This window comes from Vibrio sp. YMD68 (genome assembly GCF_029958905.1).
In the GTDB taxonomy this organism is placed as follows: Bacteria; Pseudomonadota; Gammaproteobacteria; order Enterobacterales; family Vibrionaceae; genus Vibrio.
The window spans coordinates 1,340,463-1,364,548 of sequence record NZ_CP124614.1; the positions used below are offsets into that span (position 1 = coordinate 1,340,463).

21 protein-coding genes and 1 pseudogene are annotated in these 24,086 nt (G+C 43.3%); 10 read left to right on the forward strand and 12 right to left on the reverse strand.

The features are described 5' to 3' along the window. Window positions 1–70: 70 nt before the first annotated feature. From QF117_RS12345 to QF117_RS12395, 11 genes are all read right to left on the reverse strand, one after another. Window positions 71–1,525, reverse strand: a complete 1,455-nt coding sequence (locus tag QF117_RS12345; protein ID WP_282389191.1) for a hypothetical protein — start codon at window positions 1,523–1,525, stop codon at window positions 71–73. Beyond that, complete coding sequence (locus QF117_RS12350; protein ID WP_282389192.1) at window positions 1,512–2,588, reverse strand: hypothetical protein; 1,077 nt, start codon at window positions 2,586–2,588, stop codon at window positions 1,512–1,514. The genes QF117_RS12345 and QF117_RS12350 overlap by 14 nt, the downstream gene beginning before the upstream one ends. A 108-nt stretch (window positions 2,589–2,696) precedes the next feature. Continuing rightward, window positions 2,697–3,398, reverse strand: a complete 702-nt coding sequence (locus QF117_RS12355; RefSeq protein ID WP_282389193.1) for a DUF2786 domain-containing protein — start codon at window positions 3,396–3,398, stop codon at window positions 2,697–2,699. Window positions 3,399–3,516: 118 nt separating this feature from the next. Then, the gene (locus QF117_RS12360) at window positions 3,517–3,738 is read right to left on the reverse strand and encodes a hypothetical protein (RefSeq protein WP_282389194.1); all 222 of its coding nucleotides are present in this window, start codon (window positions 3,736–3,738) and stop codon (window positions 3,517–3,519) included. 10 nt (window positions 3,739–3,748) lie between these two features. Continuing rightward, window positions 3,749–4,390 carry a DUF3164 family protein gene (locus QF117_RS12365; RefSeq protein WP_282389195.1) on the reverse strand — a complete coding sequence of 214 codons (642 nt, stop codon included), beginning with the start codon at window positions 4,388–4,390 and terminating at the stop codon, window positions 3,749–3,751. Beyond that, entirely contained in the window at window positions 4,387–4,638 is a 252-nt protein-coding gene (locus tag QF117_RS12370) for a hypothetical protein (protein WP_282389196.1), read from the reverse strand. Before QF117_RS12370 ends, QF117_RS12365 begins: the two co-directional genes overlap by 4 nt. Beyond that, window positions 4,638–4,856, reverse strand: a complete 219-nt coding sequence (locus QF117_RS12375; protein WP_282389197.1) for a hypothetical protein — start codon at window positions 4,854–4,856, stop codon at window positions 4,638–4,640. The genes QF117_RS12370 and QF117_RS12375 overlap by 1 nt, the downstream gene beginning before the upstream one ends. Further along, window positions 4,853–5,257 carry a BlaI/MecI/CopY family transcriptional regulator gene (locus tag QF117_RS12380; protein ID WP_282389198.1) on the reverse strand — a complete coding sequence of 135 codons (405 nt, stop codon included), beginning with the start codon at window positions 5,255–5,257 and terminating at the stop codon, window positions 4,853–4,855. Before QF117_RS12380 ends, QF117_RS12375 begins: the two co-directional genes overlap by 4 nt. Window positions 5,258–5,259: 2 nt before the next feature. After that, window positions 5,260–6,192: an AAA family ATPase gene (locus QF117_RS12385; protein WP_132784989.1), complete on the reverse strand. Its 933-nt coding sequence runs from the start codon at window positions 6,190–6,192 to the stop codon at window positions 5,260–5,262. After that, window positions 6,189–8,255, reverse strand: a complete 2,067-nt coding sequence (locus QF117_RS12390; protein WP_282389199.1) for a transposase domain-containing protein — start codon at window positions 8,253–8,255, stop codon at window positions 6,189–6,191. The genes QF117_RS12385 and QF117_RS12390 overlap by 4 nt, the downstream gene beginning before the upstream one ends. Before the next feature lie 10 nt (window positions 8,256–8,265). Next, window positions 8,266–8,544 carry a helix-turn-helix transcriptional regulator gene (locus QF117_RS12395; protein WP_282389200.1) on the reverse strand — a complete coding sequence of 93 codons (279 nt, stop codon included), beginning with the start codon at window positions 8,542–8,544 and terminating at the stop codon, window positions 8,266–8,268. A 249-nt stretch (window positions 8,545–8,793) separates the two neighbouring features. On the opposite strand from QF117_RS12395, the gene QF117_RS12400 reads away from it, so the two are divergent. The 9 genes and pseudogenes from QF117_RS12400 (at window position 8,794) to QF117_RS12440 (ending at window position 18,791) form a co-directional block, all read left to right on the forward strand. Beyond that, window positions 8,794–9,450: a S24 family peptidase gene (locus QF117_RS12400; RefSeq protein WP_282389201.1), complete on the forward strand. Its 657-nt coding sequence runs from the start codon at window positions 8,794–8,796 to the stop codon at window positions 9,448–9,450. Window positions 9,451–9,649: 199 nt separating this feature from the next. After that, window positions 9,650–9,946: pseudogene (locus QF117_RS12405) on the forward strand (STAS domain-containing protein); the annotation flags it as partial. Next, window positions 9,936–12,092, forward strand: coding sequence for a chemotaxis protein CheA (locus tag QF117_RS12410; RefSeq protein WP_282389202.1), 2,157 nt, complete (start codon window positions 9,936–9,938; stop codon window positions 12,090–12,092). The pseudogene QF117_RS12405 and the gene QF117_RS12410, both read left to right, overlap by 11 nt. Before the next feature lie 110 nt (window positions 12,093–12,202). Next, window positions 12,203–14,224, forward strand: a complete 2,022-nt coding sequence (locus QF117_RS12415; RefSeq protein WP_282389203.1) for a methyl-accepting chemotaxis protein — start codon at window positions 12,203–12,205, stop codon at window positions 14,222–14,224. Window positions 14,225–14,233: 9 nt separating this feature from the next. Then, complete coding sequence (locus QF117_RS12420) at window positions 14,234–14,764, forward strand: chemotaxis protein CheW (protein ID WP_282389204.1); 531 nt, start codon at window positions 14,234–14,236, stop codon at window positions 14,762–14,764. After that, the gene (locus QF117_RS12425; RefSeq protein WP_282389205.1) at window positions 14,761–15,294 is read left to right on the forward strand and encodes a chemotaxis protein CheW; all 534 of its coding nucleotides are present in this window, start codon (window positions 14,761–14,763) and stop codon (window positions 15,292–15,294) included. The genes QF117_RS12420 and QF117_RS12425 overlap by 4 nt, the downstream gene beginning before the upstream one ends. A 5-nt stretch (window positions 15,295–15,299) precedes the next feature. Beyond that, window positions 15,300–16,106, forward strand: a complete 807-nt coding sequence (locus QF117_RS12430; protein ID WP_282389206.1) for a protein-glutamate O-methyltransferase CheR — start codon at window positions 15,300–15,302, stop codon at window positions 16,104–16,106. Next, window positions 16,099–17,175: a chemotaxis response regulator protein-glutamate methylesterase gene (locus QF117_RS12435; RefSeq protein ID WP_282389207.1), complete on the forward strand. Its 1,077-nt coding sequence runs from the start codon at window positions 16,099–16,101 to the stop codon at window positions 17,173–17,175. The genes QF117_RS12430 and QF117_RS12435 overlap by 8 nt, the downstream gene beginning before the upstream one ends. After that, on the forward strand, window positions 17,172–18,791 hold the full coding sequence (locus tag QF117_RS12440) for a bifunctional diguanylate cyclase/phosphodiesterase (RefSeq protein ID WP_282389208.1): 1,620 nt from the start codon (window positions 17,172–17,174) through the stop codon (window positions 18,789–18,791). The genes QF117_RS12435 and QF117_RS12440 overlap by 4 nt, the downstream gene beginning before the upstream one ends. Window positions 18,792–18,846: 55 nt before the next feature. Here QF117_RS12440 and QF117_RS12445 read toward each other — a convergent pair whose 3' ends face one another. Then, the gene (locus QF117_RS12445; protein ID WP_282389209.1) at window positions 18,847–21,150 is read right to left on the reverse strand and encodes a YgiQ family radical SAM protein; all 2,304 of its coding nucleotides are present in this window, start codon (window positions 21,148–21,150) and stop codon (window positions 18,847–18,849) included. Between the two features lie 243 nt (window positions 21,151–21,393). On the opposite strand from QF117_RS12445, the gene QF117_RS12450 reads away from it, so the two are divergent. Beyond that, window positions 21,394–23,886, forward strand: coding sequence for an EAL domain-containing protein (locus QF117_RS12450; protein ID WP_282389210.1), 2,493 nt, complete (start codon window positions 21,394–21,396; stop codon window positions 23,884–23,886). Window positions 23,887–24,086 lie beyond the last annotated feature (200 nt).

Below are 24,086 nucleotides of genomic sequence, written 5' to 3' on the forward strand. Positions count from 1 at the left end.
TTATGCATCTAGAAGCGTTTGTAAGAAAAACTTGAGAATAGATAAAAGAAAACCGCCCGAAGGCGGTTAACTATAAATTAAAGTACCACAATACCCCTTCGATATAAAAAGCAGCTATTGCAATAGTACCCTGCACCCCAGTCACGATGGCTAATGAAGCGTAATAAAAATACTTAGACCACCTGGTGTGAGAGTCAATTAAGTCTTGTACATCTTGGGTTGATATATGGTTATGAAGTTTTTTTGACCAACTATTAAGAGCTTGTTCTGCAACTTTGAGCTCAGAGCTAGCGTTGAGCCATCGAATAATAAAGCTAAAAATCAGATATAAAGCAATGATTTTGAACAATATATGACTTTCTTTTGAATGTAGAAGCTCACCTAAAACGATCGCTTTTGACATTGTTCCGACAGTAAATACAAAAGCAATAGCCATGAGTGACTTGAGTAACTCTCCCGATAGAGACGCTGCTTTTTCTGCAAACTTATCCGTAACTGTTTTTATGTCAGAATAAATGTCTTTTAATTCTTTCCTATAGTCATCACTTCTTTTAGCAACAACATATTTATAGTTGTTTTTTGCTTGCTCCAAGCAACTGATTAAAGATCCTGAACTTATATTCAACAAACTATGGCCATTGTATTCAAGGGTCAAACGGTCAATAAACAATTGAATTGGAACATCAGGATCTTCCATACTAAAGCACCACATCACAGACTGTTGTAGTGCATTTAACCAATCAATCGTAATGTTATTATTACCTACATTACAGATTGAGGCTTCTATGTGTTTAACCCCTTTAAAGTGAACCTTATCTACTGAGTAAAAAACATTACTCAATGAAACTAATAAGTGCTGAGCATAAGCTAAACGAAAAGGCAGTGCTATGTCCTGAGAATAATCTCCCCACGAGAGCTGGACACTCTTAGGGTCAAGTTGAATATTCTCTTTTGAAACTATATGAACTTGTTTCAGTAATTTTTCTTGTGATGGTAAAAGACTACCCGCCAACCAATCAGGTTCGTCAGTTCGATTACCTATCACAGGTACGACAGCCAGTTGAGGACCACCAAAAGCATTTTCCAAACCACATACGTGAATGCGAGTGTTACGTGATTCAGTAAGAGCCCCTTGACTTAAAGGAGTAAGCAGACCTAGCTCCGATAGGTTTTTTTGAAACGCATCAATAGACGTAAATAAGTATTCATTAATATCACCACTTCCTGAAAAGTGGCTTTGCACTAAATCTTTCGTATCCACGGTTAATTTGTACTCAGCAGGGTAGCGTCCTTCTGCACAGAAGTCTGGATAATCAAGAATGCATACGCGTTCCGCGTCGACAAACAGAGTAATGAACTCCTTCAGAAAAGTAGCCTCTGAAATAGCAAGCTCTGCGATCGAATAGATGATTTCATAGGCATCATTAAAGGCCCCTTCAACATAGAACGAAGTTGTGTTCTCGCTCTTGTTTACGTGGCCTTCAATTTTATTTACTAGCTGACATAACTGATTAATAGATTGCATCTACTTGGTTTGCCGTTATTACGATCTTAACGGTATCTCCTATCTGCTCTTGTATGATACCTGCTTTGTTCATATCACCTTCCCAAGTGATTGTTACATGCTTATTGGTTTGTAACTTGTTTTTCTTCTCAGATTTAGGAATACTTTGAGGTCTAGAGGTAAAAGACGCTCCACTTAAGTTTACTTCATCCATGTAATTATTGAAACTAACCTTTAAGTCATTGGTGCCTTGTTCATCATCGGAGATACAAACAATGTCTCTGATATCATCAAGAGCTACGACACGGTCATCATTAGCCTCCAAATAATTAATAACACGGGCTTTTACATCAGATGGCGAAAGCCCTTCCTGTTTAGATGCCCATACTTTGGAGTGGCTAATAACGCTTCGAGTTAATGCCGAACTACTTTCTTTCAATTTTATGTTTAAAAAATTCTTAAAGTGCGTACCTAGAGCATCATCCGTATCTTGCTTTGATGATGACTTCCCTTGCTCGACAGCGATAACATCCCAGTTGAAAGAATCACCGACATCAATAACGGCACGCTTCTGAATTGCAGACTTATCTTCCACCAAAGACTCAGCGATTTCTTGAAAAGATACTTTCTTGGGGTTTTCTTGGTCTCTAATTTGTCTTAACACCGACTGATAATCTAATTTTAACAGCGCGATAAATCGTTTACGTTCAGTGTTCACTACCATGCTGAAACAAGTGACAACTACAATACCATTTGCCATACGCTTATCATGTTGAGCTTTGAAAGTGTGAGCTAATTTTTCACTACATACTACAAAGTTATCGTTACTTTTATCATCTAGAATGCTTTGACAATTTAACGCAACATCACCATGCTCGCGGTCGACGAAGTCATACTTGGTCCCTCTTGAAGCTTCAGCTATCATATCTCTGAAAAAATACTTTTGAGAATTAGTCAAGACAACCTCGCTCAAGTAATCTACTTCTTCAGCTTCTTTGAGTAAAATATGATAAATGAAATTATGAATTTCGATGCTATCACGCATCGATTCATTGATAACTAATGGGCGTTGTGGAGCGGCCATTTGGCCTCCTTGTGTTAAATTTAAGACAATCGCACACTACTATGAATCTTGATTAATAACAAAAAGCCCACCAATAAAAGGTGGGCTAGTTAACAAAAATTAAGCGCGTTATAAAATAGAGAGCTTACCTTGCTCGTGTCCGCTAACGCCATGGTTCAATTTAGCGGTTTTACCAGCTAAATGACCAGCCAACAACGCATCATCTGCTCCGCCTCTCGCATTCTTGATTGAAGCTTTACGTGTATCACCAGTTCTTAGATCGGGATGAGCTTGCTTCATGTAAGTTGCAAGTTGCTGTGATTCTTCATCACTAAGCACAAATGCTTTGACCTTGGCTCTTACACTCTCAACCCAACCTTCACAGAAAAGATCGGATCGAGATGTTTTAGTGCTTGCCTTAATACGCTTGTTTAGCGTCGAGATAAACGCTTTACGTGCTTTGATAAGTTGTCGCTCTAACACTTCATAAGCATAGGATGCTACATCGGGTCGCTCGTTGTGCCCTGTGAACGCAACAACGTATCCACCTTTAAACCCGTTCCAGTTGAAATGTACACGGCATCCAAAAGCTTCAGCAACCATAGAGCTAAGGCAAGCAAAGTAGTTCGTAGGCTTTTTCGCTTTAAACTTAGATTGAATTTCACCAGTACAAACATCACTGAGCTCTGGACTCTCATTCGAAAGACCATACTGCTGCATTAACGTTTGAGCGCGAGACATTGCCGCAGCCGCTTCGTGTTCGTTGGCTGATTTTGCCAAGCGCAATAGTTTTTTGATTTTTTCGATATGCTTAAAGTGCTGAATATTCATTTTGAAACACCTTTAAATTGCGTTTAATTATGACTTTCACCAAATTCAGGCAAAGCGAAGCCAAAGCAGGTTCGCGTAGAGCGCCGCTTGCCTGTATTTAATTGGTTGGTTATTGGGTTTATTTACTCGTTGCGAGTAACTGTTTATCTGCCTTGCGGACGATGGTTCTGAGCATAGAGATACGAGTCATATTTCCACATTTCACACTCGGCTTACCTAGACGGTCTAATGCTTTCTGGGCTAATATTTTTGCCTCTTGAGGATCATGTGCAAGCATGCATTCCAGTGAACCTTTAGCATCATCGACACTAGTCCCAATTAAAGTAGTCACTTTATCCATGATGACATCCTTACAGCTTGCTGAAGTTTAAGTGAACCTGTTGATATTCGCCTTCATCATCGCGTTCGTAGAAGTTGAAGTACGACTTACTACCAATGATGAGCAGTGACTCTTTTGCCGCTTCCTGCGCCTTACGCAATGTTTCGTCTTGGAAGTCTTTGCCTATAAAGCTAATGGTGTTTGCAATAGAGGCATCGTTCACAAAGAAGTCTTGAACCGCGATTAACACATCATGCGGCAATTTGTCTTTTTGGCTATTGTAGTAGTCACGCGCCAATTGACGAGCTGCATCATGCTCAGGACCAAGGGTTTTCAGTTTGGCGGTTTTGTAAGTGATCTTGTACTTACCATCAAAACTAAACATCGCCACGTTATCGCCATTCCCACGGGTATGCAGTTTCGTACCGTAGCTCTCTAGCATTTCAATTCGAAACTCTTCAAAGGCTTTCACCAGGTTCTCTTTGAAGGCTTGCAGGTGTTTTTGATGCGTTTTTACCTGCTTAACTAAACTGGTGACGAACGCATCTTTACGCAATTCATGAGCCGGAATATTACACTGTGCAATAAGGTTGCCTTCCGCGTTATACACAAAGCCATCTGGTGCTACTGGACGAGTTGGCTTTACTTCTGGTTGTTGAGTCGTTTTGTTCATTGTGGTGCTCCTGTTTTTACAAAATGGTCAGCTTTAATAAGCTCGTTCTGTTGTTTTAAAAATTGGTTGACGGCCTGGTAAGCCGTGTCTTTTGCTCCATAAGCGGCGATGGCTGTGTGTGATCCCACTTGTGTCAATGCTTCTGCTCGATAATCGACAATAGAGAACTCTCCGATACCGTTTTGGTTCTTTGGGTCAAAGCGAACAATCACTTCGAGCTTAATGTCTTGATTGGATTGTTGTTTCATTATGCCTCCCAATAAATAATGCTGTGGTTAAGCTTGACGGCTTGCATGTGTCGCTCGATGCCTTGACAGCTCATGTTGATATCGAATTTAGCCATGTCGGTATCAACAATTAATAAAGGTCTATCACTCATCACCAATTCACCTTTTCCTTTTGGTTTACGGCTGGCAACTCGACCGCCACGTAACCAAACAAATTCATCCGTTTCTCTGCGACTCATATTGCCTCCCAAGGACGTAGAACTTGGTTTAATAACTGGTAAGCAGGAGAGAGTAAAAATTGAAACTCTGCATCCAACTGAGAGTTGTTGCCTTTGCCTGTTTTGGGTCTGCAATCCTTACAATAACCATGGTGTAAGTGCCATTGCAGGGTCTTTCCTCGGCAAGTAATGCACGGGGCATAAGGTGAGGTTCCTGTCAGTTGATAGAGGTACGCATTCCCTTCTTGCCCGCAAGCGGTGACTGCGCCATGTGCTTTTAAACGCATCAACAGGTTCTTAATGGTGGTGAGCGCAAGGCGGTCACGTCCAACTTGTTGTTGCCAAAGAGCCTTACACGTACAGGGCTGGTGCTTAGTCAACAGTGCCATTACGACCTCAGTAGTGTTGAGTAATAGTGTCATGGCTACACTCCTATGCTTTCTTTCAAGTAGTGGTGAGCCGCAGCCAAGTGTTTCGGTGTCAACGGCTCATGGTTTCGGGATGCTGACGAACTGGCTAACATGATCATGTCTGCGAGCGTTCTAAGTTGCCCTGTGGTTTTCGGAACAATGGCGTAAGCCGCTTTAAACAGCTCTTGGTCTTGAATACCCCAAGCCTGCATATAACTTTTGATGTCACCGTTTGACGTCACTTTGATGCAGGTTGGTCGTATCATTCGGCTCCAAATCGGGTTCATGTTGACTTGAGAGCGAGCTGCGCTCATACGAGTACGCACTACATCATTACCAAGAAGGAACACGCCGCACTTCCGCTCAGCTAAGATACGCAAGCCATTCAATACATCATCTGAAAGGTATTGCGCTTCATCGATGATGATGAGCCCGTTTGAGCCATCTAACTCTTGTGCTATCGCTTTTTGCATGCGGTAGACCGTCATGTTGGAGGCTTTGATATTCATGCGCTCACAAAGCTCAGAGAGAATGGCACGTGCTGATTTACACAGGTTTGAAGCGGTCACAATCCAGACGTTATTGTGTTTGCGTTGATATTCTTCTGCAGTGACTGTTTTGCCAATACCTGAGCCTTCATACACCATCGACCAGCGGCGCATCGTACGAGCCAAGTCCATCAACTTCCAAATGGTTTCCGACGTTGGCAACATCAAAAACTCAGGCTCTTGAAGTGACGTATCGGCGAACTCTTCAACTTGGGTACACCGTGTATTCAACCAGGTTTCAAGTTTATGAAGTTGGGTTTCGGTGTCGCCTGTATAAGGTTTGTTATTAAGTAACTTACTTAAAATGCCTTCGCCAATATCAGACTCTTTGGCAATCTTACGATTACTGAGGTTTTCACTGACTTTCACGGCAAGGACTTGTTGAATAATATGGTTCATTTTGCTTTCCCGTATTGCTGCATTAATGCGTCTAAATCCATCGTGGGTTCAAAACCTGCGCCCACCGCTTTCTTCTCGAGCAAGCCTTCAAATTCACTTGGGTTCATTTGATGCTGCTCTGGCGTTCTTGCCAACTCGGGCGTCATTTCAGTAATACTCGGTACCATGCCGCCTAATGGCTCTGGCTTTTCATTGCTGCGCGTTAAGTGGGCAAGATCGTCATTCGTTAATCCAAGCATCTGCTCTTTCAACCAAGCCGCTCGATCAACTTCTTGGGTTTGATGCAGTTCTTGGCGACGTGCATCCCCTAAGTAGTCATAAGCTGCATCAGCAAACAGTGGTACCTCACCTATGAATTCCCCACGCTCGCTGTAGGCATACACGCAACCTGTTAAGTCGTAAGGATTGAATCGAAGATGAACCTTTTTACCGACATATTCGAATAAGAGTGGGCTGCGGTAACGGTTCGACAAATGCTTGCTGTAACGCCCTGCGTTTAATTCCACTAAACCGCCATCGTGAACCTTCACACTTTTTCGGGTACGGTGCAGACACAAGCGCAACTGTGTTGCGGTGGGTTTACGTACTTGGATTTGGGTGTAACTTTGCTCAAACACTTGCTTATAACTATGAATGCCACGTGCCATTTCACTGCGACGGCCTTCCTGACTATTCCAATCGGCCACCCACTCAGCAAACAGCTCAACCACTAACTCAACAGGTACTGTGGCTTCACCGTAATTCGCGGGTTTGCTGGTGGCGGATTCACCTGCGTAGGCTCCGGCAAAAGCGGGATGGCGTTCAAACTGACCGATGCCACCTTTAGAATGGAACAAACGCTCAACAGGTTTGGCTCGCGCGTTACCTTTACGACCTACGTTGTCATCTTCAACGCGAGTCCAGTTCACTTTTGAACCTAGAGCCGTAATCGCGCCTTCAATCTCAGCGTTATCAAACTTCTTATGCTCTAACTTGCCTTTGCCTTTGCCTTTGCCTGTCGCTTTAGGGCGTGAGGTTCGGCCTGTCATCGCTTCACTTAACGCTACAGCACCTCGGTCAAGGTCGAATACTTCAGGAATGCTGAACGTTGAAACCATATTGAAAAGAGCAATACCTAGCATTTCGGTATTCTCTGTAATATCAATGGCGTAACCCACAATCATCGAACTATAAACATCCTGGAATACCCAAACGGTAGGACGAACCACCGTGCCATCTTCCATATGACAGCGAATACGAAACTCATGACCATCCCCCGATACGCGCTGCATAGCATGCATACCGACTCGTGTGCGACGCTGCGCAGGGACTAATGTTTGCTTGGCGGCAAACAAGCCACCTCGGCAATACACTTGAAGCTCATAGGGGATATCGGTATTCACGCGCTCTCGGATTGTGGAAAGGCAAGGCACACTCCAACCTTCACGTTTAGCGGCTTTGCCCATGCGGTTATAACACTCGGTGATGGTGGGCTGCTCAGGTCGTAAATAATCGGCCTGAAACATAGACCAGGCTTCCGGTGATAAAGGGGCAGTTCGCTTACCGTGAGAGCCAATTCTATCGAGAAGTGCTGGCAACCAATCTTCCACAGGGATCTTGTTGGTTTGTAATCCTGGGATGTTGTAAAACCAGCTCACAATTTTGGAATAGGTTCTTCCAGATTCTTCCGCTACGCGCTTCATTGATTTACGCATGCTGATACCCGACTCAACGTACGCTTTAACTCGCATACACAACTCATAACGCTGCTTGGTTGACGCTTTCTTGCTATCGGTCGCTTCTTCGTACTCAAGCCATAGCTCATCGGAAGCAGGAGTAACCGCCTGATTAACATGACGACTGCTCTCAGCTTGCTCTGTCTTTTGTTTTGCGATTTCACGCAATAAGTGCAAACGAGTTTCTTCTGGCAAGCAGTCGATATGATATTCAAATGCTTTTGAGCCTTGGCGTTTGCGTTTTTGGCCTAGAGAGGACTTAGTCAGACGATCCAGCTTTAAACGAGCATTTTGAGAGGTATTCGGCATGCATGGAGCGCCAACTAAATCTTTTACTAGCAACCACATATTTTCTACCTCATTTCATCTCTAGTCGTTTTTTCAAATCTCGCTTTCTTTCACGTCTCGCTTCACGTTCAGGCCAAATATCTCTAACCTCCACACCTAAAGCTTTAGCAATAATTTGTTCAGCTTTTTCATATGGGCCATTGAGGGCATTATTTAGTGTTGTCGGTTTATATCCGTTCAAAATGGATAAAGCTCGTAGTGTTAACCCTTTTTTATGAAGAGCAGCAACGATGTCCTCACGAGCCATATCAAATGCATTTTTTTCAAATACAGTGCTTGTTTCAGGCATATTTGATATCCTATTTAAATCAATTCATGAACTAACCTAATGCGTACAATGCAAGATGTGGTTCATAAAGTAAGTTGGTGACTTAATTCTTGATCACAATAAGGTTCATTTCAAGCATTCTTTTCAAAAGAAAGAGAATAAGTGAACCAAATCCTGATAAGTCATTGTTTTTTAAAGATTGAATTCCAAAAGGAATGACGAACCAAATAAGGGTCAGTCTCGTTCTTTTTGAAAGATGAGAAAACAACGATGAAAGAGCGCTTAGAAACGTTGCTAAAAGGAAGAAGTATTCGGCAAACCGCGGCAGACTGGGGAATAGCCTTTAATACTTTAAGGAACTGGTTAACAAAAGGGACATCGCCTTCATTTGATGTAATTGCTGCGATTGCCAAGTTAGAAGGAGTTGATCTTAACTGGCTTGCCTATGGAGAAAGTAGCTTGCAAAGCCTTCCTACGGCGTCACCTATGCACAAAGATAGTGTAGAAGTTATTCAATATGACTTTAAGGCGAGTGCAGGGGCGGGATGTTTAGTGGTATCAGAGAACCCCGTTGCAAAATTTGAGTTCTCAAGAGAGTGGTTAATTAAGCAAGGCTTGAACGGTAAGCACCTAACCGTTGTGGAGGTTTATGGTGACTCTATGGAGCCGACCCTATTAGATGAAGATCTAATGTTGGTGGAAGTAATAGAAGATCCGAAGCAGGCACGTGACGGTGTATGTGTACTTCGCATTGATGATGAAGTGATGGTAAAGCGTGTGCAGTATGACTTTGCTAGCGGCGGATATCGTATCACCAGTGATAACACAGCATATGAACCGTTTTTTATTGGCAAGGAGTTTGAAGGTCGTTTCCAGCTTCTAGGCCGAATGGTTAGGGTGTTACAGAGGGCAAAAAAGCATAACTAAAAGATCATTCTACGGACAATGTTGATCTGTTTTAACTCTTAAGTATGCTCTCTTCATAAAAGCCCTAAAATCTTCAATAATTCATTTTAGGGCTAGAAGTTATCTTTTTTATGTATTTTCAATACGTTACCACTGTATAACTCACTTTGTATTTTGTATTAACTTTTAATTCTCTCTTTCATATGTATTACCGCAAGAGCTAACCATTTACGAAGTGAGTGAAGTTCACCAAGATTTACTTGAACTGATTGATAAAGATGAATTCATTCAATTGGATGCGTCGGCTGTCGAGGAGTTAGATACTGCAGGGTTTCAGCTACTGATTTGGTTTACCAAGCAGTCTCATGTCATTGCTCTTAATTCGAACACTCCTAATTCGATCGCCCCCATCTGTCCGCTAAGTCAAACGGTCTCGCGCTATATTCAATTACTCAACATCAAACACTTCGAATTAAGCCCAGAATCAGCATTAATAAGCGGTGCTTATGAGCATTGATATCAATAAAGCGTTAACGACATTTATTGCGGAAGCCGAAGAGCTGATCAGTGACATTGAACAGTTACTTTTGGATAACGAAAGTTCGCCTATCGGGTGTGATATCGAGTGGTTGCACGAGGTCTTTCGTGGTGTTCATACCATCAAAGGCAGTGCGGGGCTCTTTGGCCTAGATGATTTGGTCGATTTTAGCCACTTACTTGAATCATTACTGGAAAGGTTAAGAGACCAAAGCCTAAACGTTGATGTACAGATCATCTCACTGGTGATTGAATCGACGGATGTACTTAAAATTCATATCGATAGCATCGGGTCAAACCCACCGGATCAACTTGCATTAAAATCAGAAAATCTCGCTCAGAAAATAAAAGAGTACCTTCCGCAGCCGACATCGCCAGATGACGAACCTGACGATGAACAACAAGCAATTGAACAAGAAATAAAGGGTATTTGGCATATTTCGTTTCGTCCAGCGCCTGATGTTTTAAAAGATGGTTTAGATCCCATCTCATTTATTCGTTACCTCTCCACTCAGGGAGAGCTCGTTTCCGTGCACCTTATGGATGAGGGGGTGAATACAGCAAGTTCATTTGATCCGAGCCAGTGCTATTTGGGGTTTGAAATTCGCTTTCTTGCCTCAACCACTCGTCAAGCGATTCTCGATGCATTTGAATTTATTCTCAACGACGCAGACTTGACTATTATTCCGCCTAACGGACACGTGAACGCGTATATCGACCTCATTAACCAATTACCTGATTCGTCTAGGAAACTGGGTGAAATCTTAGTGGAGGTCGGCGCGTTAAACCAAGATGAACTCAATCAATGTTTAAGTATGCAAAAGCAGCTAGGTGGTTCTCATTCTCCAGCTCCACTGCTAGGCAGTCTCTTGACGCAGCATCAGCATGTTCCCTCAGAAGTCATCAAAGCGGCCGTTAAAAAACAGCATCCGGCTGTTGGCGTTGCTAAGACTCTGCGTGTGGAAGCAGAAAAGCTCGATCAGTTGATCGACTTAGTGGGAGAGATGGTGATCACGGGTGCTAGAACCAATCTATTAGCCCATGAAACGGGCAACGAAATGCTGATTGAAGCGATGACACAGTTGGAGCGCTTGGTTGAAAGTATACGAGATAGCTCGTTGCAGCTCAGAATGGTTCAAATCGGCGATACGTTCAAAAAATACAAGCGAATCATTCGTGACAGCGCTTCGGATCTTGGAAAAGACGTGGAGCTCATCATTACTGGCGCGGAAACCGAACTCGATAAGACTTTTGTCGAAAAGCTCAGTGACCCTCTGACTCATCTTATTCGTAACGCGATTGATCATGGCATTGAAGCGTGTGGCGAAAGAGAACTCGCGGGCAAATCGCGCACAGGAGTGATTCGGCTGAATGCGTACCATGACTCTGGCTCAATCGTGATTGAGGTGTCAGATGATGGCCGTGGGCTCAATGAAGAAAATATCGCGTCTATTGCCCTTAAAAAGGGGCTCATTGATTCCCCTAAAGAGCTTAACTCTTCTGAATTACAGCGACTGATTTTTGAACCGGGCTTTTCGACCAAGAGTGAAGTCAGTGACCTTTCTGGTCGTGGTGTCGGAATGGACGTCGTTAAGCAAAATATCGAGCTGCTACGAGGAACGATCGAAATGGATAGCGAGTTGGGGGTAGGCTCACGCTTCATCATTCGGCTTCCTTTAACATTATCGATCATCGATGGTTTTATGTTCCAAGTCTCTGGCAGCAATTACGTTATCCCTCTAGATAACGTTATCGAATGTTTAGAGCTGAGTGAAATAACTACAGAGGATGCGATTCGCCACAAGAAATTTGTCGATCTCAGGAATACAACGTTGCCTATTATGCGATTGAGTGAATGGTTTGGTGTGGAATCACGTTGCACTTTTGAACAAGAAGCTTTGGTTGTTGTTCAGTTTGGTTCGTTCAGGGCGGGGTTGATCGTTGATACCTTGAGCGGTGAATATCAAACGGTGGTTAAACCTCTAGGTCCGATTTTTGAAGGGCTGCGAGGAGTCAGTGGTGCAACGATATTAGGGAATGGCGACGTTGCCATAATCTTGGATGTATTAGCATTGATTCAGATTATTCTGAGTCGTAACGAAACTGAGGGTAAACAGCGCTTGTAAACCTAGTTATCTATACTTAACAGTTAGGACTTAGCAGTTAGGACTTAGCAGTTAGGACTTAGCCGTTAGGAATTAGTCATTAGGCTTCAAGCTCTGGTGAGGAGAATGACATGATAGGAATGTTGTCAATAAGGAATAAAATCATCATCGCTATGTTCACCATGGGCTTACTGCTATTGGTGCTCGCTATTTCGGTTCAAATGAAGAACCGAACTATTGAATCCTATGCGATTAGCGTTGGACAAACCGATATCCCTGCTGCGTTTCTTTCATTGAATATGCTAGATGCATTGGGTGATATGAACTCGAACGTGTTGGAATTCATAACCGGTGAAGCAGAAGAAAAAGAAGATTTTCTCGCTAATTACACGGAGTTTGTTACGTTTTTTGAAGAGCTAAAGAAGCTTAATTCTGTTGAACCAGCATTAATTGGGCAATTGAGTGATCTGTCTAATCGCTATTATGAAGATATGGAAACGCTTGTTTTTCAACGGTTTGATCCAACCCTAGAGAGTAAAGCTAGCAGACAATATCACTATTTGATTAAAGAGTTTGCAGAACCGCTAGAGCGACTTCTTGATACCTTAAAAGAAGAAGAGGTGGAAGATGCAGGAAGAAGCGGTGATTTTAATGAAGTGCTCAATGATGATCTACCTGGGGTTCGTTACTATCTCGAGTTGATTGACGAGCAAGGCGATATGATGTCAGCACTCAACAACTATATGCGAGGGGAAATAGGGGCGGTTGTCGCTTTTGAAAGAGAAGCACGCACATTTGCTGATTTTCTGGCTCAGATAAAACCGTTAGAACGTAAACCCAATGAGATACAAAGTTTGAGCCAAGTCGAACAAATGTACCTAGAACTGTATAGGGGTGGGAAAAACATATTTGAAACCTATCGGCCGAGAGACAAACTCGAAGCGGCCGCTCAAATCGACAAACTTGAGCACGAAATATTTCGAAAATTGGAGACCATCCTAGATGAAATTAGTATTACTGCTACAGCCCAGGGGGGAGAATCACTCCAAGAGCTTATTAATGCTGCGAAAGAAAGTATTTCTCTGGTTTGGGGGTTGTTGGCGCTTGCTGTGATACTGGCTTTTGCTATTGCGCTATTTCTTATTAAAGGTATCGTCATTCCTATTAAAGCTCTGGCGGAAGCCGCCGAGGATTTACGTTCTGGTGAAGGGGATTTAACGAGAAGAATACCGGATTTTGGCTCTGATGAAGTGGGCAATACAGCTCGAAGCTTCAATGGGTTCATTGATAAATTACAAAACATCTTGTTAGATATTCAACGTTCGGTTGAGTCTATTGCGCACAGTACCAATGAAGTGACCACAACGTCACAGATGCTCAGCAGCACTTCAAGCCAGCTCGCTGGAAGCGTAGAAGAAACCAGCGCTTCTTTGGATCAAATGAGCTCTTCTATTTCTATGAACACCGAAAACTCAAAAGTCACTAATGGTATCGCGACACAATCTAGCTCTGAGGCGAATGAAGGAGGTCAGGCTGTAAATGATACTGTTGACGCAATGACAGCAATAGCTCAGAAAATAGGCATCATTGAAGACATCGCGTATAAAACCAATCTGTTGGCATTGAACGCGGCCATTGAAGCGGCTAGGGCCGGAGAGCATGGCAAAGGGTTTGCTGTTGTGGCCGACGAGGTACGTAAACTGGCAGAGAGAAGCCAAGTCGCTGCGCAAGAGATCAGTACCCTAGCGGACAATAGTGTCAAAGTGGCCCAGCATGCTGGTGACATGCTCAATCGTATGGTACCCAATATTCAAAAAACGGCGGATCTTGTCCAAGAGATTACAGCGGCATCGACAGAGCAAAGTACCAGCGTGGCTGAAATAAATCGCACGGTTTCCCAACTCGATGAGATTGCGCAAAAAAATGCGTCCGCTTCTGAGGAACTGGCTTCAACGGCAGTCATGGTGCAAGAAAAGACACGAGAAATTAGAAAGACGGTCAGCTTTTTCAAACTAACGGGCGATAGGGAAACCTCGTATCGATACAACGATAGAAACACCTACGATAGAAACATGGATAGAAATCACGACAGGGATCCCCAGGTTACGCCATCAGAGAATTACGAAGCAGGGTATGTCCCGTTCAAGGATTAGGAGAGGCTCGTGAGTGAAAACATAACAGAAACGCCTCATTACGATAAGTACCTAGAGTTTAAGTTGGGGGCTAGCCTCTTTGCCTATCCTATCTCCAAGATCAAAGAAATCATGGAGTACCCTCAGGTAGAGCCAATATCAGGTGCACCTCATTACATCAACGGTGCCATGAATTTACGAGGTCAACTGCTTCCGATTTTTGAGCTCTCATTATGTTTAGGTAAAGAGACCATGAAACCAGGACCTAAAACCTGTGTAGTGGTCACCGAGCTAGAACACCAAGGTATTAAGTACACCGTGGGTAATAAAGTGGATTTGGTCACTCAAGTGATAGAAATCGACGCCAGTGCACTGGAGGTCATACCGGACTTGGCGGGCAGTTTATCCAATCCAATGATTAAAGGGTTGGCAAAGTTGGAGACTCGATTACTCACGATTTTGGACGTCGACAAGCTGCTAAATAGAGGGCAAGAAGAGTGGCTGATACAACAGAGAACTGAAAATACTTCCAACGTTACGCAGAGTGAGGAACCGCTTTGACTCAACAATTCGAGCACCAGATTCACGAGCAAAATGAGATGGGACAGCTTTTTGTCGACATCGGTGAAGAAGCGTTTGCGATTCCTATTCATTTTGTCAAAGAGGTTATTGAGCTGAGTAAAATAACCTCGGTTCCCATGTGTTCAAATATCATCAATGGGGTCATCAATGTTCGAGGCAGTGTAGTGCCTGTTATCGATGCAGCCACAAGGCTTGGAATACCTCAGTATCGTGATTATGACAAGTACAGTTGCATCGTCTTGTACCAAAATGTCGATAGCGTCACCGATGAAGTCGTGACCTTGGGTTTGATTGTCAATAGGGTCCGTTCGATTGAAGCTGTGACAGAGAGCATGGCAACAAACACGCCCGCTTTTGGGTCTCATGTACCGCAGCAATACATATTGCAGATGATACGAATACACAACCTGACGTTGCCAATTTTAGATATGCCCGCTCTTTTGGATTGCGCGGCGATTAACAAAGAGATAGTTCAAAGCCAAAGATCTTCTTATGGGCATAGAGAATGATGAACATGGCAAAAACATTGAGTGATCGTCATTTCAATCATATTCAGAACTTAGTGGAGTCCTATACGGGCATCTATCTTGCGGATAACAAACGTGGCATTGTTGAAAACCGACTTCAATCGCGCCTTAATGCTAGTCAGTGTCAGAATTTTGAGCAATATCTTGCGTCCCTTGATGATCGAAGTGAAAAAGGAGAGTTCTGGACATTCATTGATAAAATGACAACTCATGAAACCTCGTTTTTCAGAGAAGAATATCAATTTTTCGCATTGAGAGAGCTATTAGAAACATCACACTTGACGCAACCCATCAATGTATGGAGTGCGGCGTGCTCCACAGGAGAGGAAGCCTATACGTTAGCTATGGTGTTAGAAGATACCCTGGGGGAAGGAGCTTGGTCTGTGTTAGGGACCGATATTTCAGACTTAGCCATTAGCCAGGCCAAATTGTGTCACTACGATCTACCGGCCGCCGAGAAAATCCCCTCCCGCTACCGGAGAGCCTATTGCTTAAAAGGAATCGGCGCGTATTCGGATCATTTTACGGTGGTTCCAGCACTAAAAAAACACTGCCATTTTCAATCACATAACCTATTGAAACCAGTGGGTGAGGCGCTTTATGAGGTCATCTTTTTAAGAAACATATTGATCTATTTCTCTAGCGAAAAACAGCGCTTGATCGTTAGAAACAGCATCAATGCACTGAAACAAAATGGGCTTTTATTTTTGGGGCATAGCGAAAATATTTTACGGGATAACCCAAACGTTGAGTTGGTCGACAACTGTATTTATAGAAAGGTAGCCAATGAATAAACCACCCTACAAAGTATTCATCGTAGATGACTCAGCGGTTATGCGGCAAGTGCTTGGCGAGGTTATTGAGGCCGATAAAGATCTAAAGTTAATCGGCGTGGCCCCAGACCCAATTTTGGCTCTAAGAAAAATGAATAAGTGCTGGCCCGATGTGATTTTACTCGACATTGCGATGCCTAAAATGGATGGCATCTCTTTTTTGAAGCAGATAATGTCAACGCACCCGACCCCGACGGTGATTTGTTCCTCTAAAACCGAGGAGAAGGTAGAGTTGAGCTTGGAGGCTTTGTCATCAGGTGCAATAGAGGTGATTAATAAGCCTCAAAGTCACCTTGCCGATTTTCTTCATTCGCAACAAGTATCCACAATCATCAAAGCATTGAAGCGCGCTGCTGCCGTTCAAGTAAAGCAGTTAAAGTACCTTAGCGAACAAACATACCGAATAAAAAACTCCGCAGATGTCGTCTTAAAAGCGGAGTTTAATAAAGTCCTGTCTGATGATCGAGTCATTGTCATTGGGGCGTCTACTGGGGGAACCGAAGCAATATTCCAGTTTTTGACAGAGACCCCGGTGAATAGCCCGCCTATTGTTATTGTTCAACATATGCCTCCAAAATTTACTTTGGCTTTTGCACAGCGTTTAAACCATGAGACGAGGCACCAGGTGGTTGAAGCAAAAGATAAAATGAAACTGACCCCGGGCGTGGTTTACATAGCCAAAGGAGGGATGCATTTAATATTGGTCAGCCATTCTGGTCATTATTATCTAGAATTAAAGGATGGGCCGTTAGTTTCTAGGCATAAGCCGTCTGTTGATGTGCTATTTCGCTCGGCAGCGCAAGCCGCAGGGCATAACGCCATTGGAGTCATACTTACAGGAATGGGAAGTGATGGAGCGCAAGGAATGGTAGAGATGTGTCAAGCTGGTGCGGTCACATTTGCTCAAGATGAAGACAGCAGTTTGGTCTTTGGTATGCCCAAAGAGGCGATTGCTAAAGGTGGGGTGCAAGGTGTGTTTTCACTGCATGCATTACCTTATCAAGTTCAAAAGGCATTGGTGGTTAAATGAATAGGTTGAGTGAGCAGTTTTTGGATCTAAAAATAGCTTATGTGCTTATTAGTAAAGATTTAGTGGTTAATTCGCTATCGGATGAGGCCAAAGCTCTGTTTCGATGTGATGTGGGGGGGCATGTCTTTGACGCAGATATTGGCTTTGTGGACGATGAATATAAGCGTGTTGATCTAGCCTCGATGGTGTCTCAGTCCATATCGGAACAAAAAAAGTGTGAAATCGAGGTGGGTATTAGCTACCCCGACAAAAATATCGAGTGGATAAAGATTTCGGTCATGTTTCATGGCGAGCTTTGCCTCTTACATGCGGTAGAGCAAGGGGAGTTGGTGACAACACGCAGACTCAATCGACAACTATCCATGTTGGACCCTCATACAGGGCTATTGTACCGCGAAGCCTTTCTAGCCAAGATTTATTCTGAATACACGACTGGCCTGGTGTGTTGTGTGCGAATTTGCAATTACCAAAGAATCAATGAAATTTGGGGCACAGCTGTCGCAAACCTTGTTTTCATGGAGATTTTGGCCAGGGTGAATACTGAGATTGACGACGCTATTTGCAGTAAACATTCTACCGACAGCTTCAATATTTTCATTCCCTTTAATACCGCTTTTGATGTTGAAGGTTTTTATCGTGCGTTGAACGCCCCCTTTCATTTTAATGGTCGGCATTTCTTTAGCAATGTTGCACTGGGGTATTATCTTGAAAAAGAAGGGGACTCTCACGAGCAAAGCCTGAATAAAGCTGAAATGGCGATACTGGATGTGCTATCTGAGCGGGTACGTTTAGCCGAGTTCCAGGAAGACTTAGCAAGGCAAATTGAACATCAAAACAATCTTGAAAATGAGTTCAGAGCCGCGGTTTCCCAAGGTGATCTTAATGAGTCATTTTATGTTGTCTTTCAGCCTGTTCATGACACGTTCACCGAGCAAGTAACCGGGGCAGAGTGTTTGATTCGTTGGACGGTCAAAGGGCAAATGGTTTCACCAGTTGAGTTCATTCCTATCGCTGAGAGAATCGGAGACATCGGCCTTTTGACTAAGTTTAATGTTAAAAAACTGCAAGAGTTGATCATTAAGTTGGAAAACAAAGGCGTCGATACCACCACAATTCTGTTTGCGCTCAACATCAGTGTGGTTGAAATACTGGATGTTGACTTTGTTAGTAAGCTTTCGTTAGCAATTAAAAACGCCCATATTGAGCCTGAAAATATCAAGTTGGAACTGACAGAATCCGCGCTGATTGACAACTTTAATTATGTAAATCAAGTATTGAAGCAACTGCAAAACATCGGCTTTAAAGTCTCTATTGATGACTTTGGAACCGGCTTTTCGAGTTTGAGTTATCTTTGCCGCTTGAGTTTTGATGAGATAAAAATTGATAGGGCATTTGTGACACACGTGGTTGACGACACCAAACTACAAACCGTTTTTAACTCAATCGCGTCTTTAGCGACCAACCTAAATAAGCCGGTTGTTGCGGAAGGTGTGGAAACGTTAGAGCAACTTGATTATGCGAGAGAGAAAAATATTGAGTTTATTCAAGGTTACTATTTTAGTAAACCGTTGTCGGAGCATGATTTTATAGAGTACGTTTTAGAAAAAATGGGTTAGTGAAACACTAACCCATAATTGTTTGAATGGCCGGTATATTTAGCCAAACATCGCTTTAGTGGCGCTTGGGTTTTCTGTTTCCACCGGTATTGTTGCCACTGTTATTACCTGCTGGTCCGCTGTTGTTTGGCTTACCAGAACGATTCGGCTTTTGCCCTTGCCCCGATCCTTGCTTACCTGCATTCTGATTGTTTGACTTCCCTTTATGTTGCTTCCCTGTGTCATCACCTAGCGTGGAACGATTGGGGCCAAAACCAGGCTGGTTTTTGGTGTGTTTGGTAGCAAATCGATTGGCTCCGTGACGACCTGATTTTCTTCGCTGCGCAGGTGTCATGGTATCCAAATCTTCGGCAGGAACTAAGCAGTTTGCCTTATCACCAATAAGGTGCTGTTTACCCATACTGATCAAGGCTTCACGAATGATTTTCCAGTTATCTGGATCATGGTATCGCAACAGTGCTTTATGTAAACGACGCTGACGATCGCCTTTTGGTACCGTTACATCTTCGCGTTTTTTGTATTTAACGCGCTTCAAAGGGTTTGTCTCTGAGTAGTACATGGATGTTGCGTTACACATAGGCGATGGGTAGAAATTCTGTACTTGATCACATTCGTAATTGTGCTTTTTCAACCACATCGCAAGGTTAAGCATATCTTCATCTTCAGTGCCTGGATGAGCAGAGATAAAGTAAGGAATGAGATATTGTTTTTTGCCTGCTTCAGCGCTGTATTTCTCGAACATCTCTTTGAAACGGTCGTAAGTGCCCATGCCAGGTTTCATCATGAGGTCCAAAGGGCCTTTTTCAGTGTGCTCAGGCGCTATTTTTAGGTACCCGCCAACGTGGTGGGTAACCAACTCACGCACATATTCAGGTGATTCGATCGCTAAGTCATAACGTACGCCCGATGCAATCATGATTTTTTTAACGCCGGGAACTTTTCTCGCTGAGCGATAAAGATCGATAGTGTGCTGGTGGTCTGTGTTCAGTTTTTCACAGATTTTAGGGAACACACAAGAAGGACGGCGGCAGTTAATCTCAGCTTTTGGATCTGAACAGCCTAGTCGGTACATGTTGGCCGTTGGCCCACCTAGATCAGAAATTGTCCCAGTAAATCCTGGCACTTTCTCTTTAATATCTTCGATTTCTTCCAGAATAGATTCTTTTGAACGGTTCTGAATAATACGACCTTCATGCTCTGTAATGGAGCAGAATGAGCAGCCACCAAAACAGCCACGCATGATGTTGACGGAGGTTTTAATCATGTCGTAGGCGGGGATCTTCGCCTTGCCGTACATAGGGTGTGGAACGCGTTTGTAGGAAAGGCCAAATACGTAATCCATCTCTTCTGTAGAAAGTGGAATCGGCGCCTGATTGACCCAAAGCTCTCGATCACCATGGCGTTGAATCAGTGCGCGACCAGAATACGGGTTGGTTTCCAAGTGAAGAATACGGCTGGCGTGTGCGTACAGAATTCGGTCGTTGTTCAGTTTTTCAAAAGCAGGAATACGAACCGCGGTTGTTTTTGCATCGTGACGAGAAGGACGAACAGTAATGGGTTGCGCTTTGGGTTCTTCGTCTTTTTTCGTCTCGCACTGTGTTTCTATTTCGTACGGATTAACGGGAACGTAAGCTTTATTAGGTTTCTCAATTCGAGACGAATCGATGATTTTGAAATGATCTGGTGCGGCCGCTAGGTTCACGGCTGTGCCACGAATATTGGTCATTGTCGACATCTCTTCACCATCAGCAAGACGGTGAGCGACTTCCACTAAGGCTCGTTCAGCGTTACCAAACAGGAGAATATCGGCCTTTGCATCAAATAAAACGGAGCGACGCACTTTATCTGACCAATAATCGTAATGGGCGACACGGCGCAAACTGGCTTCAATACCACCAAGAACAATAGGAGTGCCTTTGTAGGCTTCACGACAGCGCTGAGAGTAAACTAAAGTAGCTCGGTCAGGTCGTTTACCCCCTTCATTATTTGGCGTATAGGCGTCATCGTGACGAAGTTTACGGTCAGACGTGTATCGATTAATCATTGAATCCATATTGCCGGCCGTAATACCAAAAAACAGATTCGGTTTACCGAGTGCCATGAACGCATCTTTATTGTTCCAAGCGGGTTGGGCAATAATACCGACGCGAAACCCTTGGGCTTCTAGTAATCGGCCAATAATCGCCATACCAAAGCTAGGGTGGTCAACGTACGCATCTCCGGTAACGATGATAATGTCACAGCTATCCCAACCAAGCATATCCATCTCTTTTCTACTGGTAGGAAGAAAAGGAGCCGTTCCAAAACATTCGGCCCAGTACTTTTTGTGTTCAAAGATTGGTGTGATTTTGCTGTGCATATTTTGACCTCTAGAATTGCGAGGGCGAAGTATAGCGAGTTGTTGACTGAGTAGCTAGTTTCGTTGCAATGAAGTGGAAATAATAGGCAAGAATGAAGAAAACAATCCCAATTAAACCGCGAGCGATCTATAGTTTCAACTATATTCATAATAGTGACTTAACGAGTTTTCTATAAATAGGTTCTCTATAAAATGAGTCGAGCACCTTTAACCAAATCAGATGCAACAAACGAGAGTATATCTATGGTTCAAAATAAGAGTACGCTGGATAGTGAAGTGCCAGATGTTGGAGTACTCGAGACGAATTCTGTATTCGATGCCTCTGCCGTGTATGAGTGGTATTTGAATTTAGATAAGCGAGAGTTTGACTTTGATAAAAAAGAACTTGAAGGCTTGCTCAATGCGTCGAATTCAATTTCGTCAATGGACGATATTTTAGAGTATATGCCAGGAACACAGAGACGTGACTTGAAAGATGCACTGGTGCGAGTGCTTAAAACTGGAGTGAGCGAATACGTCAATTGCACTCTGATGCCCAAAGGAACGGGTTTCATTCAGGTTGAAGTGTACATGGAGAAGCCTGAGAAAAACGCGATCAGTGGGACATTTCGCCCTTTGATTGGCTTAACGTCAATGGATGATTTGTGTGAGGTATTCCAGATCCTGTTCGAGAACACGCATCATGGCATCGTCGTCACAGACAGTGAGACTCGAATCTTGACGTGCAATCGCTATTTTGAGCAGTTAAAAGGGTTTAAGCGAAATGAAATGCTGGGATTAAAAGCCAATATATTTAATGCAGGCAAATATCCCGACGAATTTTACCAAGATATGTGGCGAGACATTCACGAAAAAGGCTCTTGGGGCGGCAGTATTTTAAGCCGTACAGCTGCAGGTTTGACAGTTCCTCAAGATCTCACCATCCAAAAGGTCACCTTTAGTAATAATAAAGTCTATTACCTCGGGATCGTCGTCGATTTATCGAATCAATTGTATCGAATTGCAGATAAAGGATTAGGAGGGGTTGAGCTTTTAACTCAACTGCCGACTAAAGATCGGTTTGTTAAACTGCTAGAAGAGCTGTGTTCTTCGAATACGATCGATAGCCGAAAAGTGGTGATTGCGTTGCAGCCGAGTTTTGGTGAGGAGAATATTTTGGAAAATAGGCAGTTGTTTTCCGATATGTTGTCTCGCAGCCGTTACAGCAGTTTGGCGGGATACCTTTCAAATGGTGTCTTTGTTGTTTGCGTCGAAAGCCCATCACAGAAAAAAATCAGCCCACAACGTGCATTGATGAAATCGATTAGCCAGTTTTTCCAAGAAGTTAAATTGGAAGGCGAACAAAACATACATGAATACGTGGTTAGCGGACGAATTGGGGTATCCATTATTGGTTATGATACCGATGTCCCGAAACGAGCCATTTCTCATGCGATGCAAGCGATGATGGATAGCAAGCCTAGCGGTCAAACGAGCATTTCGTTCTACCACAGCAAAACTCATAAAGAGCTGGAAAGAAAAAAAATACTCGAAGAGATTGTTCGAGAATCGATAGCGAACCATAAACTTCATGTACATTATCAACCCATTATTGACACCAACACATGGCAGATAGCCAAGTTTGAAGCATTGTGTCGCTTCGCCCCTGTACTGAATTTGGAATTTACGACTCAAGAAATGATCAATATTGCCGAAGATCTCGAACTGGTTCCGCAGCTGGATTGCACAGTTGGAAAGATTGCTTTAGGTGATTTTAGTAAAATCCGAGCCGTATGTGGTGATAACGTAGGATTGACGATTAACCGTTCACTTAATACAAACTTGGGAACAGAGCAGGTATTGAAAGAAACATCGCAGATGCTTGAGCATTACGCTGATAGTTTTGAATCAATAACCATTGAGCTCACTGAAAGTGCCTATTTTGAGAGTAGCCCGAGTCAGGGTAAGGCTTTGCAAGCGCTTCGCGAAAGCGGTGTGCAAATCGCTATTGATGATTTCGGCACAGGGTATTCTTCATTTAACTACTTGCGCGAGCGGCATTTTGACATTCTGAAAATCGATCGCGAGTTTGTTCGTGAGATAACAAAAGGGTCAGGACAGTACCACATTGTTAAAATGATTACTGATCTCTCACATACCCTGGGCATTAAGGTGGTGGCAGAGGGGGTGGAAACCTTAGGGGAGCTAAGTGTGCTAAAAGCTCTAGGGGTTGACTATATGCAGGGCTATCTGTTTTCTAAACCGGTTGCGATCGAGAACATTGCTTATGCGCTCGATTATCAAGTGGCGTTAGCGTCTGAGTTAGAAGGCTTTAGAAACACACATCAAAAGCTGACGTTACTCAAGTTGGCGACAAATGTTGGAACGTTAGACCCAAGTACACCACTTGTTGAGGTTAATGAAAGGCTTCAAAGCTCTCCGTCGTTAACCTTTCCCGTTATTGTGAACAAGAAATGCGTGGGTTTGGTATCGAAAGTTGAGGTGAATTTACACCTCACACCTCAAATGGGGACGGAATTAGAGAGTAACCGAGAAGCCGCCATTTGGAATCGCCCAGTGAACCAGTTAATGAAAACTGGATTTTCAAGGTTGGATTACCGTTTGTCTCTTTTAGATTTAGAACGCTATATTGAAGAACAATTGCCATTCCCGTGGGTGCTAGTGGATGAACAGGGGGTCTACAAAGGGATTTTAGAGTTGGAAGCTGCAATGAACTATCTACTACAGAAACATTGACCAATGCACTCTGACCCATTCACATTGAACTATTTACCACATAGAACTACTTACCACATAGAACGATTCATATTGTGGCCTGCAAACTATCATCAGCAGACATAGCTTCCTTTTACTTGTATGAGCGTAGATTTGATATCACAAATTCGGTATCAAGAGCGGTTCGTGGAGGATTGCAGTTAGTGAATGGGTTTAGGTCT

Bases quoted from the DNA above. Each gene is read 5' to 3' on its own strand.
- QF117_RS12345 (WP_282389191.1), bottom strand. From the start codon at position 1,525: ATGCAATCTATTAATCAGTTATGTCAGCTAGTAAATAAAATTGAAGGC.
- QF117_RS12380 (WP_282389198.1), bottom strand. From the start codon at position 5,257: ATGACACTATTACTCAACACTACTGAGGTCGTAATGGCACTGTTGACT.
- QF117_RS12360 (WP_282389194.1), bottom strand. From the start codon at position 3,738: ATGGATAAAGTGACTACTTTAATTGGGACTAGTGTCGATGATGCTAAA.
- QF117_RS12435 (WP_282389207.1), top strand. From the start codon at position 16,099: ATGAATAAACCACCCTACAAAGTATTCATCGTAGATGACTCAGCGGTT.
- QF117_RS12395 (WP_282389200.1), bottom strand. From the start codon at position 8,544: ATGCCTGAAACAAGCACTGTATTTGAAAAAAATGCATTTGATATGGCT.
- QF117_RS12445 (WP_282389209.1), bottom strand. From the start codon at position 21,150: ATGCACAGCAAAATCACACCAATCTTTGAACACAAAAAGTACTGGGCC.
- QF117_RS12430 (WP_282389206.1), top strand. From the start codon at position 15,300: ATGGCAAAAACATTGAGTGATCGTCATTTCAATCATATTCAGAACTTA.
- QF117_RS12390 (WP_282389199.1), bottom strand. From the start codon at position 8,255: ATGTGGTTGCTAGTAAAAGATTTAGTTGGCGCTCCATGCATGCCGAAT.
- QF117_RS12400 (WP_282389201.1), top strand. From the start codon at position 8,794: ATGAAAGAGCGCTTAGAAACGTTGCTAAAAGGAAGAAGTATTCGGCAA.
- QF117_RS12440 (WP_282389208.1), top strand. From the start codon at position 17,172: ATGAATAGGTTGAGTGAGCAGTTTTTGGATCTAAAAATAGCTTATGTG.
- QF117_RS12350 (WP_282389192.1), bottom strand. From the start codon at position 2,588: ATGGCCGCTCCACAACGCCCATTAGTTATCAATGAATCGATGCGTGAT.
- QF117_RS12355 (WP_282389193.1), bottom strand. From the start codon at position 3,398: ATGAATATTCAGCACTTTAAGCATATCGAAAAAATCAAAAAACTATTG.
- QF117_RS12410 (WP_282389202.1), top strand. From the start codon at position 9,936: ATGAGCATTGATATCAATAAAGCGTTAACGACATTTATTGCGGAAGCC.
- QF117_RS12415 (WP_282389203.1), top strand. From the start codon at position 12,203: ATGATAGGAATGTTGTCAATAAGGAATAAAATCATCATCGCTATGTTC.
- QF117_RS12365 (WP_282389195.1), bottom strand. From the start codon at position 4,390: ATGAACAAAACGACTCAACAACCAGAAGTAAAGCCAACTCGTCCAGTA.
- QF117_RS12385 (WP_132784989.1), bottom strand. From the start codon at position 6,192: ATGAACCATATTATTCAACAAGTCCTTGCCGTGAAAGTCAGTGAAAAC.
- QF117_RS12450 (WP_282389210.1), top strand. From the start codon at position 21,394: ATGGTTCAAAATAAGAGTACGCTGGATAGTGAAGTGCCAGATGTTGGA.
- QF117_RS12370 (WP_282389196.1), bottom strand. From the start codon at position 4,638: ATGAAACAACAATCCAATCAAGACATTAAGCTCGAAGTGATTGTTCGC.
- QF117_RS12375 (WP_282389197.1), bottom strand. From the start codon at position 4,856: ATGAGTCGCAGAGAAACGGATGAATTTGTTTGGTTACGTGGCGGTCGA.